The sequence below is a fragment of the Nonomuraea sp. NPDC052129 genome (assembly GCF_040680095.1).
In the GTDB taxonomy this organism is placed as follows: domain Bacteria; phylum Actinomycetota; class Actinomycetes; order Streptosporangiales; family Streptosporangiaceae; genus Nonomuraea.
In genome coordinates, this window is sequence record NZ_JBFAVX010000006.1 from 166,310 (window position 1) to 183,474 (window position 17,165).

Sequence of the window (17,165 nt, forward strand, 5' to 3'; positions counted from 1 at the left end):
TCACGCAACGTGAGGCTCAAGCCAATTAACAGCGGTCAGAGTGGCGAGCCGTCTCCCGTGTCCTCGCCGGGCGACGGCCCCGGCGTGGCCTGACCGCTCTTGCTCGGCGCCGGCGTCTGGCTGGGCGTCGGTTGCTGCGGCTCCGGTGTGGCCGGCGTCGGGGGCGCCGTCGGCTGGAAGTTCGTCGGCGGCAGGGGCCTGGGCAGCGGCTCGGTGTCCTCCCTGCCCATGATCAGCAGCAGCGCGATCACCGTACCGAGCAGCAACAGCACGGCGAGTGCCAGCGCGGCCAGCAGCACCCGTCGGCGCGTCTCGGTGAGCGGGCGGCGTCCGCGCGGTTGGCCGGGCAGGGCGGGGGCGCGGTCGGTCAGCCAGTACGGCACGAAGTCCGGGCCGTGCGCCTGGCCGATGAGGGTGCCGCCGACCATCACCGGCTCCAGGAACCACTCGGCCCCCGGCCGGCCCGGCGTGTACGGCACCGCTACCCATGGCGCCGTACCGGTCTCCATCGCCAGCACCTCTGGGGCGCCGTCCAGCACCGTGGCGCGCGTCTTGGTGGCCCGGCCGAGCCAGCCGCGCATGCCGGCGGGCGCGGCCTCGCGCATCACGGTCACGAACCGTTCGCGCGCGGCGGCGTCGAAGGCGGCGCCCCGGGTCAGCACGGCCAGGGAGACGGCGCGCCCGTCCGCCCCCTGCCCGAGGTAGACGAAACCGGCCGGCGCCGAGTGCAGGCGGGCCTGCACCACGAACGGCCCCAGCCGGGGCGGATCTCCGTACTGCAGCGGACTGGCCACGTTTGCCATGAAAGCACAGACCGGCGCCGTGCACGTTTGCGGGACGTTTGGTGGAATGGCGTCATGAGCGTCGCCGAAGATTTGCCAGACGAAACCGATGCGGCCGTGCTGCGTCAGACCCTTGACGAGGTCCGGCGGGTGATCGTCGGCCAGGACCACATGGTCGAGAGGCTGGTCGTCGCGTTGCTGGCCCGCGGTCACTGCCTGCTGGAAGGCGTGCCAGGCGTCGCCAAGACCCTCGCCGCCTCCACCTTGGCCACGGTGGTGGGCGGCACGTTCGCCCGGATCCAGTTCACCCCGGACCTGGTGCCGAGCGACATCGTCGGCACCCGCGTGTTCCATCCCTCCAACGAGAAGTTCGACGTCGAGCTGGGTCCGGTGTTCGTCAACTTCCTGCTCGCCGACGAGATCAACCGGGCGCCCGCCAAGGTTCAGTCGGCGCTGCTGGAGGTGATGGCCGAGCGCCAGGTCACGCTGGCCGGGGTCACGCACCAGCTGCCCAGGCCGTTCATCGTGCTGGCCACCCAGAACCCGATCGAGTCCGAAGGCGTCTACCCGCTGCCCGAGGTGCAGCGCGACCGGTTCCTGTTCCGCGTACGGGTGCCGCACCCGAGCGCGCACGAGGAGCTGGAGATCCTGCACCGCATGAGTGTCACCCCGCCGACGCCCGAGCGCGTGCTGGACCCCGCGCGGCTGATGGCGCTGCAGGAGGCGGCCGAGCAGATCTCGGTCCACCAGCTCGTCGCCGACTATGTCGTACGGCTGGTCATGTCCACCCGATCGCCCGCCGAGTACGGCCTGGGCCAGCTGGCCGAGACCATCGAGATCGGCGTCAGCCCGCGCGCCACGCTCGGCCTGGTCTCCGCCGGGCGCGCCCTGGCCCTGCTGCGCGGCCGTGACTATCTGCTGCCCGACGATGTACGGGACGTGGCCGTCGACGTGATGTCGCACCGGCTGATGCTCACCTTCGACGCGCTGGCCGACGGCGTCGATCCCGAACAGGTCGTCCGGCAGATCCTGCACGCCGTACCGCCGCCCCTTGTCGTGTGGAACCAGAACCGATGACGGAACCAGAGCGCATGACGCGGACGGAGCACGGCTGATGAGAACGGCCGAGCAGGCGCTGCGGCGGCTGGAGCTGACGGTGACCCGGCGGCTCGACGGGCTGCTGCACGGCGCTCACCTGGGGCTGCTGCCGGGGACGGGCAGCGAGGCGGGCGACAGCCGCGTCTACGTGCCCGGCGAGGACGACGTGCGCCGGATGGACTGGGCGGTCACGGCCCGCACGACCGTGCCGCACGTCCGCGACCTGATCGCCGACCGCGAGCTGGAGACCTGGGCGCTGGCCGATCTGTCGCCCAGCATGGACTTCGGCACCGCCGACAGCGACAAGCGCGACCTGGTGGTGGCCGCGGTGGGCGCGATCGGGTTCCTGTCCAGCCGGATGGGCGACCGGTTCGGGGCGCTGGTGCTGCACGACGAGTTCGTGCACCGGATGCCGGCGCGCACCGGGCGGCCCGCCCTGTACGGGCTGCTGCACTCGCTGATGGACGCGCCGCGCGGGCAGGCCGTACCCGACGCGCCCGACCTGGCGGAGGGCATCGACGTGCTGGCCGCCACCCGCAGGCGGCGCGGCATGCGGCTGATCGTGTCGGATTTCCTCGACGCCAAGCCCGAGCTCGACCCCGGCGCCGAGCGGTCCTGGGAGCGGCCGATCAAGCGGTTGTCGGCCCGCCACCAGGTGCTGGCCGTGGAGATCATCGATCCGCGCGAGCTCGAACTCCCCGATGTGGGCCGGGTCGCGTTCGCCGACCCCGAGAGCGGGCACGTACGCGAAGTGCACCTTTCCCCTAAAGTACGCCGAGACTATGCCGAAGCTGCAGCACTGCAACGCGAAGGCACCAAGGCCGCGCTGCGCCGCGCCGGCGTGGCGCACCTGGTGCTGCGGACCGACAGGGACTGGGTGTTCGACGTCGCGCAGTTCGTCCTCCGCCAGCGGCGCATGACCCATCTCGCCCATCGGAGGGCACATGCGTAGCAGGACCGCCATCGAACAGCGCGACAATGGCCCTGTGCCGAAGGAGGCAGGCCGAAAGAAGGAGGCAGGGTGACCTTTCTGTCGCCGGCGTGGTTGTGGCTGTTCGCGGTGGTGGCGCTGCTCGTGGTCGGATACGTCGTGGCGCAGTTCGCCCGGCGCCGCTACACCGTGCGCTTCACCAACCTCGCGCTGCTCGACCTGGTCGCGCCCGCGGGCCCCGGCTGGCGGCGGCACGTGGCGCCGCTGCTGTTCCTCGCCATGATGTCGCTCCTGGTCATCGGCGCGGCCAAGCCGGCCGACCAGGTGAAGGTGCCGCGCGACCGGGCCACCATCATGATCGCGCTGGACGTGTCGCTGTCCATGGACGCCGACGACGTCCAGCCCAACAGGATCAGCGCCGCCAAGGCCGCCGCCCAAGCCTTCGCCAGGGAGCTGCCCGACCGCTTCAACGTCGGCGTGGTCTCCTTCGCCCGCTCGGCCAACGTGGTCATCGCCCCCACCACCGACCACCAGGCCGTCGTGACCGCGATCGGCAACCTGACCACCCGGCCGGGCACCGCGATCGGCGAGGCGGTGTTCAACTCGCTCGACTCCGTACGCTCCTTCGACCAGCAGGCGGCCACCGACCCGCCGCCGGCCGCGATCGTGCTGCTGTCCGACGGCGACAACACCTCGGGCCGGGGCGTCAACGAGGCCATCGACGCCGCCCGGCAGGCACGCGTGCCGGTCTCCACGATCGCGTACGGCACGCAGGAGGGCACCGTCTCCATCGACGGCCGGCCGGTGAACGTGCCGGTCAACAAGCAGACCCTGCAGTCGCTGTCCGACGGCACCAGCGGCCGGGCCTACGCCGCGGAGTCCGGCAGCGAGCTGCGTGACGTCTACGAGCAGATCGGCACCTCTCTCGGCTTCAAGCTGGTGGACCAGGAGGTCACCCAGTGGTTCATCGTGGCCGCCATCGTGGCCGGGCTGCTGGTGGCGGGTGCCGCGGTCCTGTTCGGTGCCCGGATCCCGTAACGTTTTGGCACGTGGCCCACTACTTCTCCGAGCAACCGCGGACCGCGAGCCGGCCGGGCTCCGTCGACCTGGTGCTGCCCGACCTGCACCTGCGTTTGGAGACCGACCGGGGGGTGTTCTCGCCCGAGCGGGTCGATCTCGGCACCCGCGTGCTGCTGGAGAGCGTGCCGCCGCCGCCACAGGAGGGCGACCTGCTCGACCTGGGCTGCGGCTACGGCCCGATCGCGCTGACCATGGCCTCGCGGGCGCCCGGCGCGAGCGTGTGGGCCGTCGACGTGAACCGGCGCAGCGTGGAGCTCACGGCGCGCAACGCCCAGGCCGCGCGCCTTGACAAAGTAAGGTCGCTACATATCGACGAGGTACCCGATGACGTGAAATTTCGGGCTATCTGGTCTAATCCCGCTATCCGTATTGGCAAGCCCGCCCTGCACGAGATGCTCACCCGCTGGCTCACCCGGCTGACACCCGACGGCGTCGCCTACCTGGTCGTACAGAAGCACCTCGGCTCCGACTCGCTGCAACGCTGGCTCGGCGAGCAGGGCTGGCAGGCCGGCCGCGCGGCCTCCCGCGCCGCCTACCGAATCCTGAAGGTAACCCGATGAGAAGGCAGCTGCGCCCCACCGACGTCAAGCGGCTCAACCGCACCTGGCGCAGAAACACCTCGAACCGGCTGTCGCTGATCCTCGAGTCGGTCACCGGCCCGTTCAACGTCGGCTCGATCTTCCGCAGCGCCGCCGCGTTCGGCGTCGACCAGATCTGGCTCGCGGGCAACGCCACCCCGCCGACCAACCCCAAGGCGGGCAAGACGGCACTCGGCACCGAGCGGCTGGTCACCTGGCACGAGCCGGTCCCCGCCGTCGACGCGGTGAAGGCCGCCCGCGAGGACGGCTACTCCGTGCTGGCCATCGAGCTGACCGCCGAGGCCGTGCCGCTGCACCAGGCCGACCTGGGCCGCGACGTGTGCCTGGTGGTCGGCAGTGAGGACCACGGCTGCTCACCGGCCCTGCTCGACGCCGTCGACGGGGTCTGCTACATCCCGCAGGTCGGGCGGGTCGGCTCGTTCAACGTCTCGGTGGCCGCCGCCATCGCGCTGGCCGAGGCCCGGCGCCAGGAATGGCAGAATCTCCCTGATTCGTAACCTTATTTTTCACCCACGGAAGGCATACTTCAGGACGTGCTGAGCCGCCGCTTCGCGTTTCTCGATCATCCGGGCCCGCTGGCCTTCGCGCATCGCGGGGGCGCCGCCGAGGGCGCCGAGAACTCCGTCGCGGCCTTCGAGCAGGCCGTCCGGCTGGGCTATCGCTACCTGGAGACCGACGCGCACGCCACGGCCGACGGCGTGCTGCTCGCCTTCCACGACCACACCCTCGACCGGGTCACCGACCGGCGTGGCCGCATCTCGGAGCTGCCCTACAGCACGGTCAGACAGGCGCGCATCGGGGGTGTGCACGAGATCCCGCTGCTGGAGGATCTGCTCGGCGGCTGGCCGGAGATCCGCTTCAACATCGATGTGAAGGAGGCCGCCGCGATCGCGCCGCTCGCCGAGGCGGTCCGGCGCACCGGGGCCTATGACCGGATCTGCCTGACCTCCTTCTCCGACGAGCGCCTGGTGCTGGCCAGGGCCGCGCTCGGCCGGGAGGTCTGCTCGGCGCTCGGCCCGCGCGGCGTCGCCGCGCTGCGCGCCGCCGCGTCCACCTCCGGCTACGGCCGGCTGCTGACCCGGCTCAAGCGCGCGGGCGTGCCCTGCGCGCAGGTGCCGGTGGGCTTCCGTGGCCTGCGCGTCACCACCGGCCGCCTCATCCGTACGGCGCACGCCATCGGCATGCAGGTGCACGTATGGACGATCAACGACCCCGCCCGCATGGAGCACCTGCTCGACCTCGGCGTCGACGGTGTCATGACCGACAACGTCACCGGCCTGCGTGACGTGCTGGAGCGTCGCGGCCTGTGGCATCCGGGCCGCATGGCCGCATAGGAGCGACACGACACATGCCCGTACCCGCACCCCCCGCGGCTCCCGACGACACCGCCGACTCCCCGTCGGCACGCAGGCGCGAACAACGCGGCTGGTACGTCTACGACTGGGCCAACTCCGCCTTCTACACCACGATCATCTCGGTCTTCCTCAGCCCTTACCTCATCTCGGTCGCCAGGACCGCGGCCTGCGCCAAGGACTTCCCCTCGGTCGCGGCCGCCACCTGCTCGACCGACTTCGACAAGCTGGCCGAGGCCAACCCGGGCCTGGGCTATGTCGATGTGCTGGGCGCCGACATCAGACCGGCCGCGTTCTTCGGGCTGACGCTGACCGTGGCCGTGCTGCTGCAGATCCTCTGCCTGCCGGTCGTGGGCGCGCTGGCCGACCACACCGGCCGCAAGAAGGAGATGCTCGGCGGCTTCGCCTACGTGGGCGCGCTGGCCACCGTGGGCCTGTACTTCCTCGAGGGCGACCGCTACATGCTGGGCGGGGTGCTGTTCATCCTGGCCAACCTGGCCTACGGCTCGTCCGTGGTGGTCTACGACTCGTTCCTGCCGCAGATCTCCACCGCCGAGGAACGCGACCGCGTCTCCTCGCGCGGGTGGGCGATCGGCTACCTGGGTGGCGGCGTGCTGCTCGCGCTCAACCTGATCCTCTACCTCAAGCACGAGAGCTTCGGGCTGAACGAGGGCATGTCTGTGCGGATCAGCATGATGTCGGCGGGCCTGTGGTGGGCGATCTTCACGATCGTCCCCCTGCTGAGGCTGCGCAACCGGCCGGTCGCGGCCCACGAGAGCACGGCGCTGCGCTCTGTCGGCGGTAGCTTCAAGCAGCTCGGCCGTACGCTGAGCGAGCTGCGCCAATATCCGCTGACGCTGCTGTTCCTGGTGGCCTACCTCGTCTACAACGACGGCGTGCAGACCGTCATCGGCAACAGCTCGGCCTTCGCCTCCGAGGCGCTCAAGCTGAGCAAGGAGACGCAGATCAGCGCGATCCTCATGGTGCAGTTCGTGGCGTTCTTCGGCGCGCTGCTGATGGGCTGGCTGGCCCGCCGGTTCGGCACCAAGCACACGGTGCTGGGCAGCCTGGTGGTGTGGACGGTGATCGTCCTGGCCGCGTACTTCCTGCAGGAGAAGGCCGCCCTGCAGTTCTACCTGCTGGCCTTCGCCATCTCGATCGTGCTGGGCGGCACCCAGGCGCTGTCGCGCTCGCTGTTCTCGCTGGTGATCCCGAAGGGGCGGGAGGCCGAATACTTCAGCCTGCTGCAGATCAGCGACAAGGGGTCGGCGTTCATCGGCTCCCTGACGGTGACGATCGCGATCCAGCTCACCAACAGCTACCGGATCGCCATCATCTCGATGATCATTTTCTTCATCATCGGCTTCGTCCTGCTGGCCATGGTCAACCTGCCGAAGGCCATCCGCGACGCGGGCAACGAGGTGCCTGCGCGGATCTGACGCCTGTCTTTTGGGGCCGCCTCGTCGTCTTCACGGGGCGGCCTCGTCGTGTCTGTCAGGGGCGAGCCCGTCACGTCTGTCGGGGACGAGCTCGTCGCGCCTGCCGGGGGCGGCGAGGACCATCGTGCCGGGTCCCTGAGCGGCGCCGGGGCCGCCTACGGCCCGCACCGTGTCCGCGTCGGCCCGCCCCCCGCAGTGCGGGCACGTCACGACCGGTGTGAACTGCTCGCCGCAGGAGTGCACCAGCAGCGCGGGCGGCCCGCCGGGCGGAGTCGCCCAGCGGTCCCCCCAGGCCATCAGCGTGAACAGCGCGGGCACGATGTCACGGCCCGCCTCGGTCAGCGTGTACGTGAAGCGCACCGGCCGTTCCTGATAGGGCCGCCGCTCCACCACCCCCGACTCCACCAGGCGCTCCAGCCGCCGCGTCAGCAGGTTGCGCGAGATGCCCAGATCCTCCGCGAGGTCGTCGAACCGGCACACCCCCAGGAACAGATCCCGCAGGATCAGCGGCGTCCACGGCTCGGCGACCACGCCGACGGCCTGAGCGATGGAGCAGTGCATCTCCCCGAACCTGTTCACGACCCCAGCATAGTGGGTTGATAAAGTGAACTCATGACAGTTCACATTCAGGACTCACCTGCCCGCGCCTACCGCGAAGCCGGCGAGGCGAAGAACGTCAACGCGATCATGTCCACCCTGGCGCCGGACGTGATCTTCCACTCCCCCCTCAGCGCCACGGCGACCTTCCACGGCCAGGAACAGGTACGCGACCTGTTCACCGCGGCGATGGGCGCCCTGTCCGACCTGCGCTACCACACGGACGTGGGCGACGAGCGAACCCGCGTGCTCGCCGCCACCGCCCGTCTGGGCCGCCAGGAGATCGAGGAGTCGGCCCTGCTGCAGCTCGACGACCAGGGCCTGATCAAGGAGATCACCATGTGGATCAGGCCACTGCCGGGCCTGACCGCCATGATGGCCGCCCTCGGCCCCGCCCTGGCCAGGGCGACGGGCAAGCCGGGCCTGCCGCTGCTGGTCGGCGCGGCCACGAAGCCGCTGGCCGCGATGACCCGCTTCGGCGACCGCACCCTCGTACCCATGCTCGCCAAGCGAGAGCACCGCTCTTGACATCAACGCTCCAAGGAGAGAGCATTGCTCACACAAGAGAGCAATGCCCTTCTCCCCCTTTGGAGTGACCATGAACGCCCGGCTGACCTCTGCGGCCTTCGCCGCCGGCGGTGTGCTGTTCCTCATCTACCCGGCCGTGCGGCCGTCCGGCGACGACGCGGCCGCCATGGCATCGGGCGCGTGGGTGGCCGGTCATCTGGCGGCCATGATCGGCTTCATCCTCACCGGGCTGGCCGTCCTGGGACTGCACCAGGTGCTGGGCGACCGGCTGTCGCTGCGGGCGGCGGTGGTGACATGGGTCGGCGCGGGCCTCACCCTGCCCTACTACGGCGCGGAGGACTTCGGGCTGAGCGTCATCGCCCGCCGGTCGCTGCGCGACCAGGCTCCGGCGCTGATGGAGCTGGCCGCGGAGTTCCGGTTCGGGCCGGTGGCGGTGACCATGTTCGCCGCCGGGCTCGCGCTGCTGGGCGTGGGGGCGGTCATGGCGGCGCTGGCCCTGTGGCGGTCCGGCGCGCTGGCCAGGTGGAGCGGGGTGCCGTTCGCGGTGGGGTTCGCGCTGTTCATCCCGCAGTTCTTCGGGCCGTACTCGCTGCGGATCGCGCACGGCGCGCTGATCGCCGTCGGCGGCCTCTGGCTGGCCGTCTCGCTGTGGCGCGCACGCTCCACGGCGCCGAACTCACCCATCGAGGTTGGGCGCTAGGAGGACAGCAGGAGGGCCGGGTGGCCGATGACGCGTTCGATCACCACGCCGGCCGCGCCGAGCACCGCGGCGTTCCCCGCCAGCTCCGAGGCGACCACCGGCGGTACGGCGGTACGCAGCGAGCCGCTCCCCTCCCCCAGCGCGGCCTCGACCGCCGGGCCGATCCATGAGGCCAGCGGCGAGAAGATGCCGCCGAGGACGATCGCGCCGGGGTCGACCAGGTTGACGGCCGAAGCGAGGGTGGCGCCGAGTGCCCGGCCCGCCCCGTCGAGCGCGGCCAGCGCCCGCTGGTCCGAGCGTTCCAGCAGGTCGATGAGCTCCCTGATAGGGCCGTCCGGCTTGGCCGCCGTGGTGGCCGTGACGGCGGGCAGCCCGGCGGCGCGCAGGATGGCGTCCTGGCCGGCGATCTGCTCCAGGCAGCCGCGCCCGCCGCAGGTGCACGGCGCGCCGCCCGGCTCCACGACGAGGTGGCCGAGCTCGCCGGCGAACCCGTGCGTGCCGCGCAGCACCTGACCGTCCATGACGATGCCGGCGCCGATCCCGATCTCGCCCGAGACGTGGATGAAGCCGCCGTGCCGCGCGCCGTCGCCGAACCACAGCTCCGCCAGCGCGGCCAGGTTCGCCTCGTTGTCGTGGGCGTCGGGGATCGGCAGGTCGGGCAGCGCGTCGCGGAGCAGGGCGCTGACCGGGACGTCGGTCCAGCCGAGGTTCGGGGCGCGGCGGACCAGGCCGTTCTCCCGGTCGAGCAGGCCGGGGACGGCGACCGTCGCGCCCGCCACCGCCAGGCCCTGCCCGGCGGCCGCGGCGACGGCCTCGGCGGCCAGCCGGCCCAGCGAGGAGATCACCGCCTCGGGCGCACGCCCCCGGTTGTCGAAGGTCACGAGCTGGTGGTAGCGGGTGCGCCGGCCCAGGTCCAGTACGCACGCGGCGAGGTAGTCGACGTTGATCTCCAGCCCGAGCGCGGCGGCGCCGTCGCCGTTGACCGAGACGGCGATCCCGGGCCGGCCGCGCTCGCCGCCCTGGACCAGCGCGCCGTCCTGGACCAGCCCGGCGCCTTCGAGCACCGCGAGCAGGTTGGAGACGGTGGTCTTGGTGAACCCGGTCTGCTCGGCGAGCCGGGCACGGGTGACCGGCTGGCAGCGTACGACCTGCTCCAGCACCACGGCGAGATTGCGTTCGCGCATGGTGGCGTGCCGGAGCGGCCCTTCCCTGGGTTTTGTCACAATCTAAGACTAATGGGTCTTCCTGGTGATTCGCTGGTCTGTTAGGCTATTTAATCCATACAGTTGACTAATATGGAGTCCTGGTGACAGAGGCACTGGTGGCCGGGGTCGACTCCTCGACTCAGTCGACGAAGATCGTGCTGTGCCGGGCCGGTGACGGCACAGTGGTCGACGAGTTCGCGGCCCCGCATCCCGACGGCACGGAGTGCCATCCCCACCATTGGGAGAGCGCGCTCGACAAGGGGCGGCACCTGCTGGAGCGGGCCGCGGCCGTCGCGGTGGCGGCCCAGCAGCACGGCATGGTCGCGCTCGACGGTTCCGGCGAGGTGGTGCGGCCCGCCCTGCTGTGGAACGACACGCGGTCGGCACCGCAGGCCACCCGGCTGACCGCCGAGCTGGGCGGTCCGGCCCGGTGGGCCGAGCTGACCGGCAGCGTGCCCGTGGCCTCGTTCACGGTCACCAAGCTCCGCTGGCTGGCCGAGCACGAGCCGGAGCTGGCCGCCCGCACCGCGGCCGTACTGCTGCCCCATGACTGGCTGACCTGGCGGCTGGGCGAGCGCCGCGCCTTCACGACCGACCGGGGCGACGCCTCGGGCACCGGATACTGGTCCCCGGCGACGGGAGCGTACCTGCCCGAGTTCGTGTCGGCCGCGATCGGGCACGAGGTCGAGCTGCCCCGCGTGGCCGCGCCGAACGAGATTGTCGGGCACCTGCCGGGCGGCGCCGCGATCGGGCCCGGCACCGGCGACAACATGGGCGCGGCGCTCGGGCTCGGGCTTCGGCCCGGCGACGTCGCGGTGTCCATCGGGACCTCGGGCACGGTGTTCGCGGTGAGCGAGGTGCCCGCCGCCGACGAGTCGGGGATGGTCGCCGGGTTCGCGGACGCGACCGGGCGCTTCATGCCGCTGCTGGCCACGCTCAACGCGGCCAGGATCCTCTCCTCGGCGGCCTCGATGATCGGCTGCTCGCTGGCGGAGCTGTCGGAGCTGGCGCTGGCCGCCCCGCCGGGCGCCGGCGGCCTCACGCTGCTGCCCTACCTCGACGGCGAGCGCACCCCGAACCGGCCGGACGCCTCGGGCACGCTCACCGGCCTGACCACGCGCAACGCCACGCGCGAGAACCTGGCGCGGGCGGCGGTCGAGGGGCTGCTGTCCTCCCTCGCCGACGCCATCGACCACCTGACCGCGCAGGGCGTACGACCGCGCCGCGTGCTGCTGATCGGCGGCGGCGCGAAATCCGAGGCGGTGCGCCGCATCGCGCCCCAGATCTTCGGCAAGCCCGTCGCCGTCCCCGAGCCGGCCGAATACGTGGCGCTCGGCGCGGCCCGCCAGGCCGCCTGGGCGCTGGCCGGCACCCCCGAGCCGCCCGTCTGGACGGCCCAGCCGGTCCAGGAGTACGACGGGCCACCCACTCCCCATGTCCGTGACCAGTACGCCGAGCTGCGCGACCGTACGGCCGGCTGGCAGCACCACCGAGAGGATCGATCATGAGCGTAGACCCCTACACGCCCACCCCCGAGGACCGTTTCTCCTTCGGCATCTGGACCGTCGGCTGGGCGGGAGTCGATGTGTTCGGACCGGCGACCAGGGCGCCCATGCCCGCCGACCGGGCTGTGCGCAAGCTCGCCGAGATCGGCGCGTACGGAGTGAACTTCCACGACAACGACGTGTTCGACTTCGACGGCCATGACCGCGACGAGCGGGTCGGCGCCTTCCGCAAGGCGCTGGAGGAGACCGGCCTGGTGGTCACCACGGCGACCACCAACCTGTTCTCGCACCCGATCTTCAAGGACGGGGCCTTCACCTCCAACGACCGCGACGTGCGCCGCTTCGCGCTGCGCAAGGTGATGGACAACATCGACCTGGCCGCCGAACTGGGCGCGCAGGTGTACGTGTGCTGGGGAGGCAGGGAAGGCGCGGAGAGCGGCGCGGCCAAGGACGTCCAGGCGGCGCTCGACCGCTACAAGGAAGCCTTCGACGTGCTCGGCTCGTACGTGCTGGACCACAACTACGACCTCAAGTTCGCGATCGAGCCCAAGCCGAACGAGCCGAGGGGCGACATCCTGCTGCCCACCATCGGCCACGCGCTGGCGTTCATCAACGAGCTGGAGCACCCGGAGCTGGTCGGGCTCAACCCCGAGGTGGGCCACGAGGAGATGGCCGGGCTCAACTACGCGCACGGCATCGCGCAGGCGCTGTGGCACGGCAAGCTGTTCCACATCGACCTGAACGGGCAGAACGGTCCACGCTACGACCAGGACTTCCGCTTCGGCGCCGGCAATGCCCGAGGGGCCTTCTGGACCGTCGACGTCCTGGAGTCCAACGGCTTCTCCGGCCCGATCCACTTCGACTTCAAGCCGCCGCGCACGGAGGACGACGAGGGCGTGTGGGTGTCGGCGGCGGCGTGCATGCGCAACTACCTGATCCTGCGGGAGAAGGTACGGGCCTTCCGCGCCGACCCCGAGGTGCGGGAGGCGCTGACGGCGGCCCGGCTCGACGAGCTGGCCGTGCCGACGCTCGCCGACGGGGAGAGCTGGCGCGACGTGCGCTCCTTCACCCCCGACATCGACGCGCTGGCCGCCCGCGGCGCCGCGTTCGAGCACCTGGACCAGCTCGCCATCGAGCACTTGTACGGCGTGCGCTAGACCCGCTGTCCCCCGCCGGTGGGCGCTCGTCCCCGGCGGGGCGGTCTTGTCGGCCCGCGTCCCTTGGCTATCGTCAGGCGCTGCCGTCCCGCTACCACCGTCCGGCGCTCCCGTCCCGGATGACAGGGAGCGAGCAAAGGCCGCCTTGCGGTCAGACCGATTCGCGAACTGTCTCAGAAACCACCATGGCCCTCACGTGGCCCGGAGCTCCAAAACGCCGACGGAAGCCCGGTTGCGGGCAACTCCTCGGGAAGAGAGCGATTGGATCACCCCGCAGGGGGGAATCCCATCACGGTACCAAGCGTTACACACCGTGGGAGACAGACCCCTCACGATGGGGGCCCTGTAGGAGGCATTTAAACATGGGCGAGCGCGCGCTTCGTGGCACCCGGCTCGGGGCAACCAGCTACGAGAACGACCGTAACACGGATCTGGCCCCGCGCCAGGACGTGTCCTACACCTGTCCCAAGGGCCATCGCTTCGAGGTTCCGCTTGCCGCCGAGGCCGAGATTCCCGCGACCTGGGAGTGCCGCATGTGCGGCGCTACCGCGGTTCGGGTCGACGGCGAGCAGCCGGAGTCGAAGAAGACGAAGCCCCCGCGGACGCACTGGGACATGCTCCTGGAGCGACGGTCCATCGAGGACCTGGAAGAGGTGCTCAACGAGAGGCTGGCGGTCCTGCGGGCCCAGCGTCGAAAGAGCGCCTGACACCTTCTCACGGTGAAAGCCCCCGGACACCTTGTCCGGGGGCTTCGCATTGCCCAGAGCCCGTCTCGCGGCCGGTAGGGCTTGCCGGTCAGTAAACCTCACCGGCCGTAGGACGGCTCTCGGTCAGGACGGCTCTCGGTCAGGACGGCTCGCAGTCAGGACGGCTCGCGGTCTTCCTTGATCACTTCGCCGTGCACCACACCAGCGCCTCGCGCGTTGACGTGTCCGTCGACGGGCCCGCCGCCCGGCGCCGAGAAGAGGTGCGCGTACGGCGAGGCCGCCGCCATCCTCTTGACCCGGCGGTCGAAGAACCAGGACACCAGGCGCCGCATCGCCGGCCGCGTGACCGGCAGCACGCACAGGAACCCGAGGATGTCGCTCAGGAACCCCGGCGTCAGCAGCAACGCGCCGCCCACCAGGATCAGGCCGCCGTCGGCGAGCTCTTTGTCGGGCATACGGCCGGACTGCAGCGCGTCCTGCAGCGCCCGCCAGGCCCTGCGCCCCTCACGCCGGACCAGCCACGCGCCCAGGAGGCTGTCGGCGATGAGCAGGGCCACGGTCGTCCAGCCACCGATCACCGAGCCGACCTGGATCAGCAGCCAGATCTCCAGCACCGGGACGATCAGGAAGGCCAGGAAAAGCAGGAGCCGCATCGTCTTCCCCAATCCGCGCCCGCGACATATCTGAAGGCGTACCTAAAGACCGTGTACACAACGACAACGCCCGGCGGGCCCGAACCGTTCCGCCGCTACCTGAGGGCGGCCACAGGTTCTCAGCCGCGCTTGCCGCGCAGCCGGGCGGGCAGGCCGGACAGCCCCCAGACGGCGATGCGCCAGAACGACTCGGCCATGACGCGGGTGCTCATCTTGCTCGTGCCGACGGTCCGCTCCACGAACGTGATCGGCACCTCGACCACCCGCAGGCCGTGCCGGGTCGTCCGCAGGGTGAGGTCGACCTGGAAGCAGTAGCCCTGCGACTCGACGTCGGCCAGCCCGATCTTCTCCAGCGTAGCGGCGCGATAGACGCGGAACCCGGCGGTCGCGTCGCGCACGGACATGCCGAGCATGAGCCGCGTGTAGATGTTGGCACCCCTGGAAAGGAGCTCGCGGGAGACGGGCCAGTTGACCACCTTGCCGCCGGGCACCCAGCGCGACCCGATCGACAGGTCGGCGCCGTCGGAGACCGCCTCCAGCAGCTTGTGCAGCTCCTCGGGCTGGTGCGAGCCGTCGGCGTCCATCTCCACCAGCACGTTGTAGCCCTCGTCGAGGCCCCAGCGGAACGCGGCGATGTAGGCGGCGCCCAGCCCTTCTTTGCCCGCCCGGTGCAGGACGTGGACGTGGTCGTCCTTGTCGGCCAGCTTGTCGGCGATCTCACCGGTGCCGTCAGGGCTGTTGTCGTCGACCACCAGCACGTGGGCGTCCGGCAGGGCGGTGCGCACCCGCTCGGTGATCAGCGGCAGGTTGTCGCGCTCGTTGTAGGTCGGTATGACGATGAGTATCCGGCCAAGAGTCTCCATGATCAGTCATTCCTCACCGGTCGCCTTGCGCCTGACACGCCACGCGGCGACCCCGGCGGCCGCCACTCCCATCAACGCCAGCGCCCACTCTGGCAACGCGCCGATCTGGGTCGCGACCGTCGCCTGGGTGCGCACGGGCACCTTCACCACGTTCATGTCCGCCACGAGCTCGCGGGTCTGCCAGGAGACCTTACCGTCAGGTGTGACGAACGCCGAGATGCCCGTGGTGGCCGCCGTCACGACCGCCCTGTTGTGCTCGACGGCCCGCAGCTTCGACATGGCCAGCTGCTGCGGCGGCAGGTTGGACTCGGCATAGGTGGCGTTGTTGGTCTGCACCACCAGCGGCGTGGCCCCGGTCTTGACGGTCCCGCGCACGGTGCCGTCGTAGGCCACCTCGTAGCAGTTGACCGCGCCGATCGTCACCGGGCCCATCTTCAGGTCGCCCGGCTTGATGCCCGGGACCGACTGCCTGCCCACCAGACCGGCCCGCTCCCACAGGGCCAGCACGATCTCCTTGAAGGGTGTGTACTCGCCGAACGGCACCAACTGCTGCTTGTCGTAGTAGGCGCCGGGTCCGGTCACCGGGTCCCAGACCAGGCTGCGGGTCGCGCGGTTCTCCTCGCCGATCGCCACGACCGCGCCGACCAGCGTGGGCACCCCGACGTCCTTCACGGAGTCGTCGATGATCTGGCGAGCGGTCGCGTCCCGGTAGGGATCGATGTCGGTGGAGTTCTCGGGGAGGACCACGATGTCGGGCTTGGCGAGTTTCCCGTCTCGTACGGCCTGCGCCAGCTTTTTGGTCTCGTTGGCATGATTTTTCAGGACAACGGCGGGCTCGTCGCCCATGACGTACATACCGCGGCCCGGCACATTGCCCTGCACGATGCCGATGTTGACCGTGCGCCCCTCGTCGCCCGGCCTCGGCACGGCCAGGGTCAGCAGGGGCACGACCAGAGCGAGCGCGAGCGGGACGAGCCGCCCGGTGACACGCCGGGCGTCCGGAGGCCGCCGCAGCAGCGCGAAGGCGAGCAGGGCCCCGCACAGCGCGACGGCGAACGACACGAGCGGCGCCCCGCCCAGCGCGGCGTACTCGGTGAACAGCGACTCGCCCTGGCTGAACGCCAGCCGCGCCCAGGGGAAGCCGCCGATGGGGAACAGCCCGCGCGCCCACTCCATGGCCACCCAGAGCCCGCCGAACCACAGCGGCCACAGCCGCAGGCGGAACACCAGCGCGGCCAGGGCGGCCATCACGGCGTAGAACAGGCTCTCGACGCCGACCAGCATCACCCAGACGTCATTGCCGATCGTGCGGACCCAGGCCAGGGTGGGGAAGAGGAACACGGCGGCGGCCAGGTAGCCGAGCCAGGCGGCGCGCCGGGGGCGTGTGCGGTAGAGGGCGGCGACGATCAGCGCGACGCCGAGCGGCGCGGCCGGCCACCAGTCGATGGGCGGAAAGGCGAGGAACAGCAGTCCCCCACCGGCCACGGCGGCGGCCACCCGGGCCATCAGCACGCGTCCGGGCTCCCGCCCCACGGGGGCGGGCGGGCCGGATTCGGGCGTGGGCGAGTCAGGGGTGTGCGGGGTTCCGCCGCCCGTGGGCGGTGGGCCCGTCTTGTCCTGCACCACGCGGGTTTCTCCTCGCCGTTCGCACGCCTGCTTGCGAAAACGCTACCGCCCCCGGGCGGCGATTCGGCCCTCGCGGCACCCGGTGATCCGCAAATAGGGGTCCCAGGCGCTGGACGACCCAGGATAGGGGTCGGCGAGAACGGGCGAGGAGCGGCGGCGAAAGGAGCGGCGGCGAAAGGAGCGGCGGCGAAAGGAGCGGCGGCGAAGGGAGCGGCAGGGTGATCCCGTGACCTGACGGGACCACCCGGCGCTGATGGCGATCCTGCGCACGAGAGGGAAGAGGGCCCGGAAACCCTTCGGACCGGACCCGTCTCGTCGGCGGCGAGCGCGGAATTCCGTTGTC

The 17,165-nt window shown here is 71.0% G+C and carries 18 protein-coding genes; 12 read left to right on the top strand and 6 right to left on the bottom strand.

The window, feature by feature from the left end; genetic code table 11:
* Positions 1–35 precede the first annotated feature (35 nt).
* Positions 36–803: a hypothetical protein gene (locus AB0L53_RS16745; RefSeq protein WP_363994033.1), complete on the bottom strand. Its 768-nt coding sequence runs from the start codon at positions 801–803 to the stop codon at positions 36–38.
* A 54-nt stretch (positions 804–857) separates the two neighbouring features.
* Here AB0L53_RS16745 and AB0L53_RS16750 point away from each other — a divergent pair, with 54 nt between their 5' ends.
* From AB0L53_RS16750 to AB0L53_RS16780, 7 genes are all read left to right on the top strand, one after another.
* Complete coding sequence (locus AB0L53_RS16750; protein WP_358443153.1) at positions 858–1,859, top strand: MoxR family ATPase; 1,002 nt, start codon at positions 858–860, stop codon at positions 1,857–1,859.
* 37 nt (positions 1,860–1,896) lie between these two features.
* Entirely contained in the window at positions 1,897–2,832 is a 936-nt protein-coding gene (locus AB0L53_RS16755) for a DUF58 domain-containing protein (RefSeq protein ID WP_363994037.1), read from the top strand.
* 69 nt (positions 2,833–2,901) lie between these two features.
* Complete coding sequence (locus AB0L53_RS16760) at positions 2,902–3,849, top strand: VWA domain-containing protein (protein ID WP_363994040.1); 948 nt, start codon at positions 2,902–2,904, stop codon at positions 3,847–3,849.
* 11 nt (positions 3,850–3,860) lie between these two features.
* Positions 3,861–4,451, top strand: a complete 591-nt coding sequence (locus AB0L53_RS16765; RefSeq protein WP_225291218.1) for a methyltransferase — start codon at positions 3,861–3,863, stop codon at positions 4,449–4,451.
* Positions 4,448–4,987, top strand: a complete 540-nt coding sequence (locus AB0L53_RS16770) for a TrmH family RNA methyltransferase (protein ID WP_358186117.1) — start codon at positions 4,448–4,450, stop codon at positions 4,985–4,987. The genes AB0L53_RS16765 and AB0L53_RS16770 overlap by 4 nt, the downstream gene beginning before the upstream one ends.
* Positions 4,988–5,026: 39 nt before the next feature.
* On the top strand, positions 5,027–5,824 hold the full coding sequence (locus AB0L53_RS16775; RefSeq protein WP_363994562.1) for a glycerophosphodiester phosphodiesterase family protein: 798 nt from the start codon (positions 5,027–5,029) through the stop codon (positions 5,822–5,824).
* Positions 5,825–5,838: 14 nt separating this feature from the next.
* Entirely contained in the window at positions 5,839–7,281 is a 1,443-nt protein-coding gene (locus tag AB0L53_RS16780; RefSeq protein ID WP_363994044.1) for an MFS transporter, read from the top strand.
* 30 nt (positions 7,282–7,311) lie between these two features.
* Here AB0L53_RS16780 and AB0L53_RS16785 read toward each other — a convergent pair whose 3' ends face one another.
* A complete protein-coding gene (locus AB0L53_RS16785) occupies positions 7,312–7,860 on the bottom strand; it encodes a helix-turn-helix domain-containing protein (protein ID WP_363994047.1) in 549 nt (182 codons plus the stop codon).
* 33 nt (positions 7,861–7,893) lie between these two features.
* Between AB0L53_RS16785 and AB0L53_RS16790 the strand changes: the two genes are divergently transcribed.
* Entirely contained in the window at positions 7,894–8,406 is a 513-nt protein-coding gene (locus AB0L53_RS16790) for a nuclear transport factor 2 family protein (protein WP_363994050.1), read from the top strand.
* A gap of 70 nt (positions 8,407–8,476) precedes the next feature.
* Positions 8,477–9,106, top strand: a complete 630-nt coding sequence (locus AB0L53_RS16795) for a hypothetical protein (RefSeq protein ID WP_363994053.1) — start codon at positions 8,477–8,479, stop codon at positions 9,104–9,106.
* On the opposite strand, the gene AB0L53_RS16800 is transcribed toward AB0L53_RS16795, so the two are convergent.
* A complete protein-coding gene (locus tag AB0L53_RS16800; protein ID WP_363994056.1) occupies positions 9,103–10,329 on the bottom strand; it encodes an ROK family transcriptional regulator in 1,227 nt (408 codons plus the stop codon). The two genes, AB0L53_RS16795 and AB0L53_RS16800, sit on opposite strands and share 4 nt — an antisense overlap.
* A gap of 83 nt (positions 10,330–10,412) precedes the next feature.
* Here AB0L53_RS16800 and xylB point away from each other — a divergent pair, with 83 nt between their 5' ends.
* The 3 genes from xylB to AB0L53_RS16815 all read left to right on the top strand — a co-directional run bounded on the left by xylB (position 10,413) and on the right by AB0L53_RS16815 (position 13,680).
* The gene (gene xylB / locus AB0L53_RS16805; RefSeq protein ID WP_363994059.1) at positions 10,413–11,819 is read left to right on the top strand and encodes a xylulokinase; all 1,407 of its coding nucleotides are present in this window, start codon (positions 10,413–10,415) and stop codon (positions 11,817–11,819) included.
* Positions 11,816–12,973, top strand: a complete 1,158-nt coding sequence (xylA, locus tag AB0L53_RS16810) for a xylose isomerase (protein ID WP_363994062.1) — start codon at positions 11,816–11,818, stop codon at positions 12,971–12,973. The genes xylB and xylA overlap by 4 nt, the downstream gene beginning before the upstream one ends.
* A 362-nt stretch (positions 12,974–13,335) precedes the next feature.
* The gene (locus tag AB0L53_RS16815; protein ID WP_103962598.1) at positions 13,336–13,680 is read left to right on the top strand and encodes an RNA polymerase-binding protein RbpA; all 345 of its coding nucleotides are present in this window, start codon (positions 13,336–13,338) and stop codon (positions 13,678–13,680) included.
* A gap of 155 nt (positions 13,681–13,835) precedes the next feature.
* On the opposite strand, the gene AB0L53_RS16820 is transcribed toward AB0L53_RS16815, so the two are convergent.
* The 3 genes from AB0L53_RS16820 to lnt form a co-directional block, all read right to left on the bottom strand.
* Positions 13,836–14,333 (bottom strand): FxsA family protein, encoded by a 498-nt coding sequence (locus tag AB0L53_RS16820; protein WP_363994065.1) that lies wholly within the window; start codon positions 14,331–14,333, stop codon positions 13,836–13,838.
* A gap of 119 nt (positions 14,334–14,452) precedes the next feature.
* On the bottom strand, positions 14,453–15,196 hold the full coding sequence (locus AB0L53_RS16825; protein ID WP_363994067.1) for a polyprenol monophosphomannose synthase: 744 nt from the start codon (positions 15,194–15,196) through the stop codon (positions 14,453–14,455).
* A gap of 6 nt (positions 15,197–15,202) precedes the next feature.
* The gene (gene lnt / locus AB0L53_RS16830) at positions 15,203–16,822 is read right to left on the bottom strand and encodes an apolipoprotein N-acyltransferase (RefSeq protein ID WP_363994069.1); all 1,620 of its coding nucleotides are present in this window, start codon (positions 16,820–16,822) and stop codon (positions 15,203–15,205) included.
* Positions 16,823–17,165: the final 343 nt, after the last annotated feature.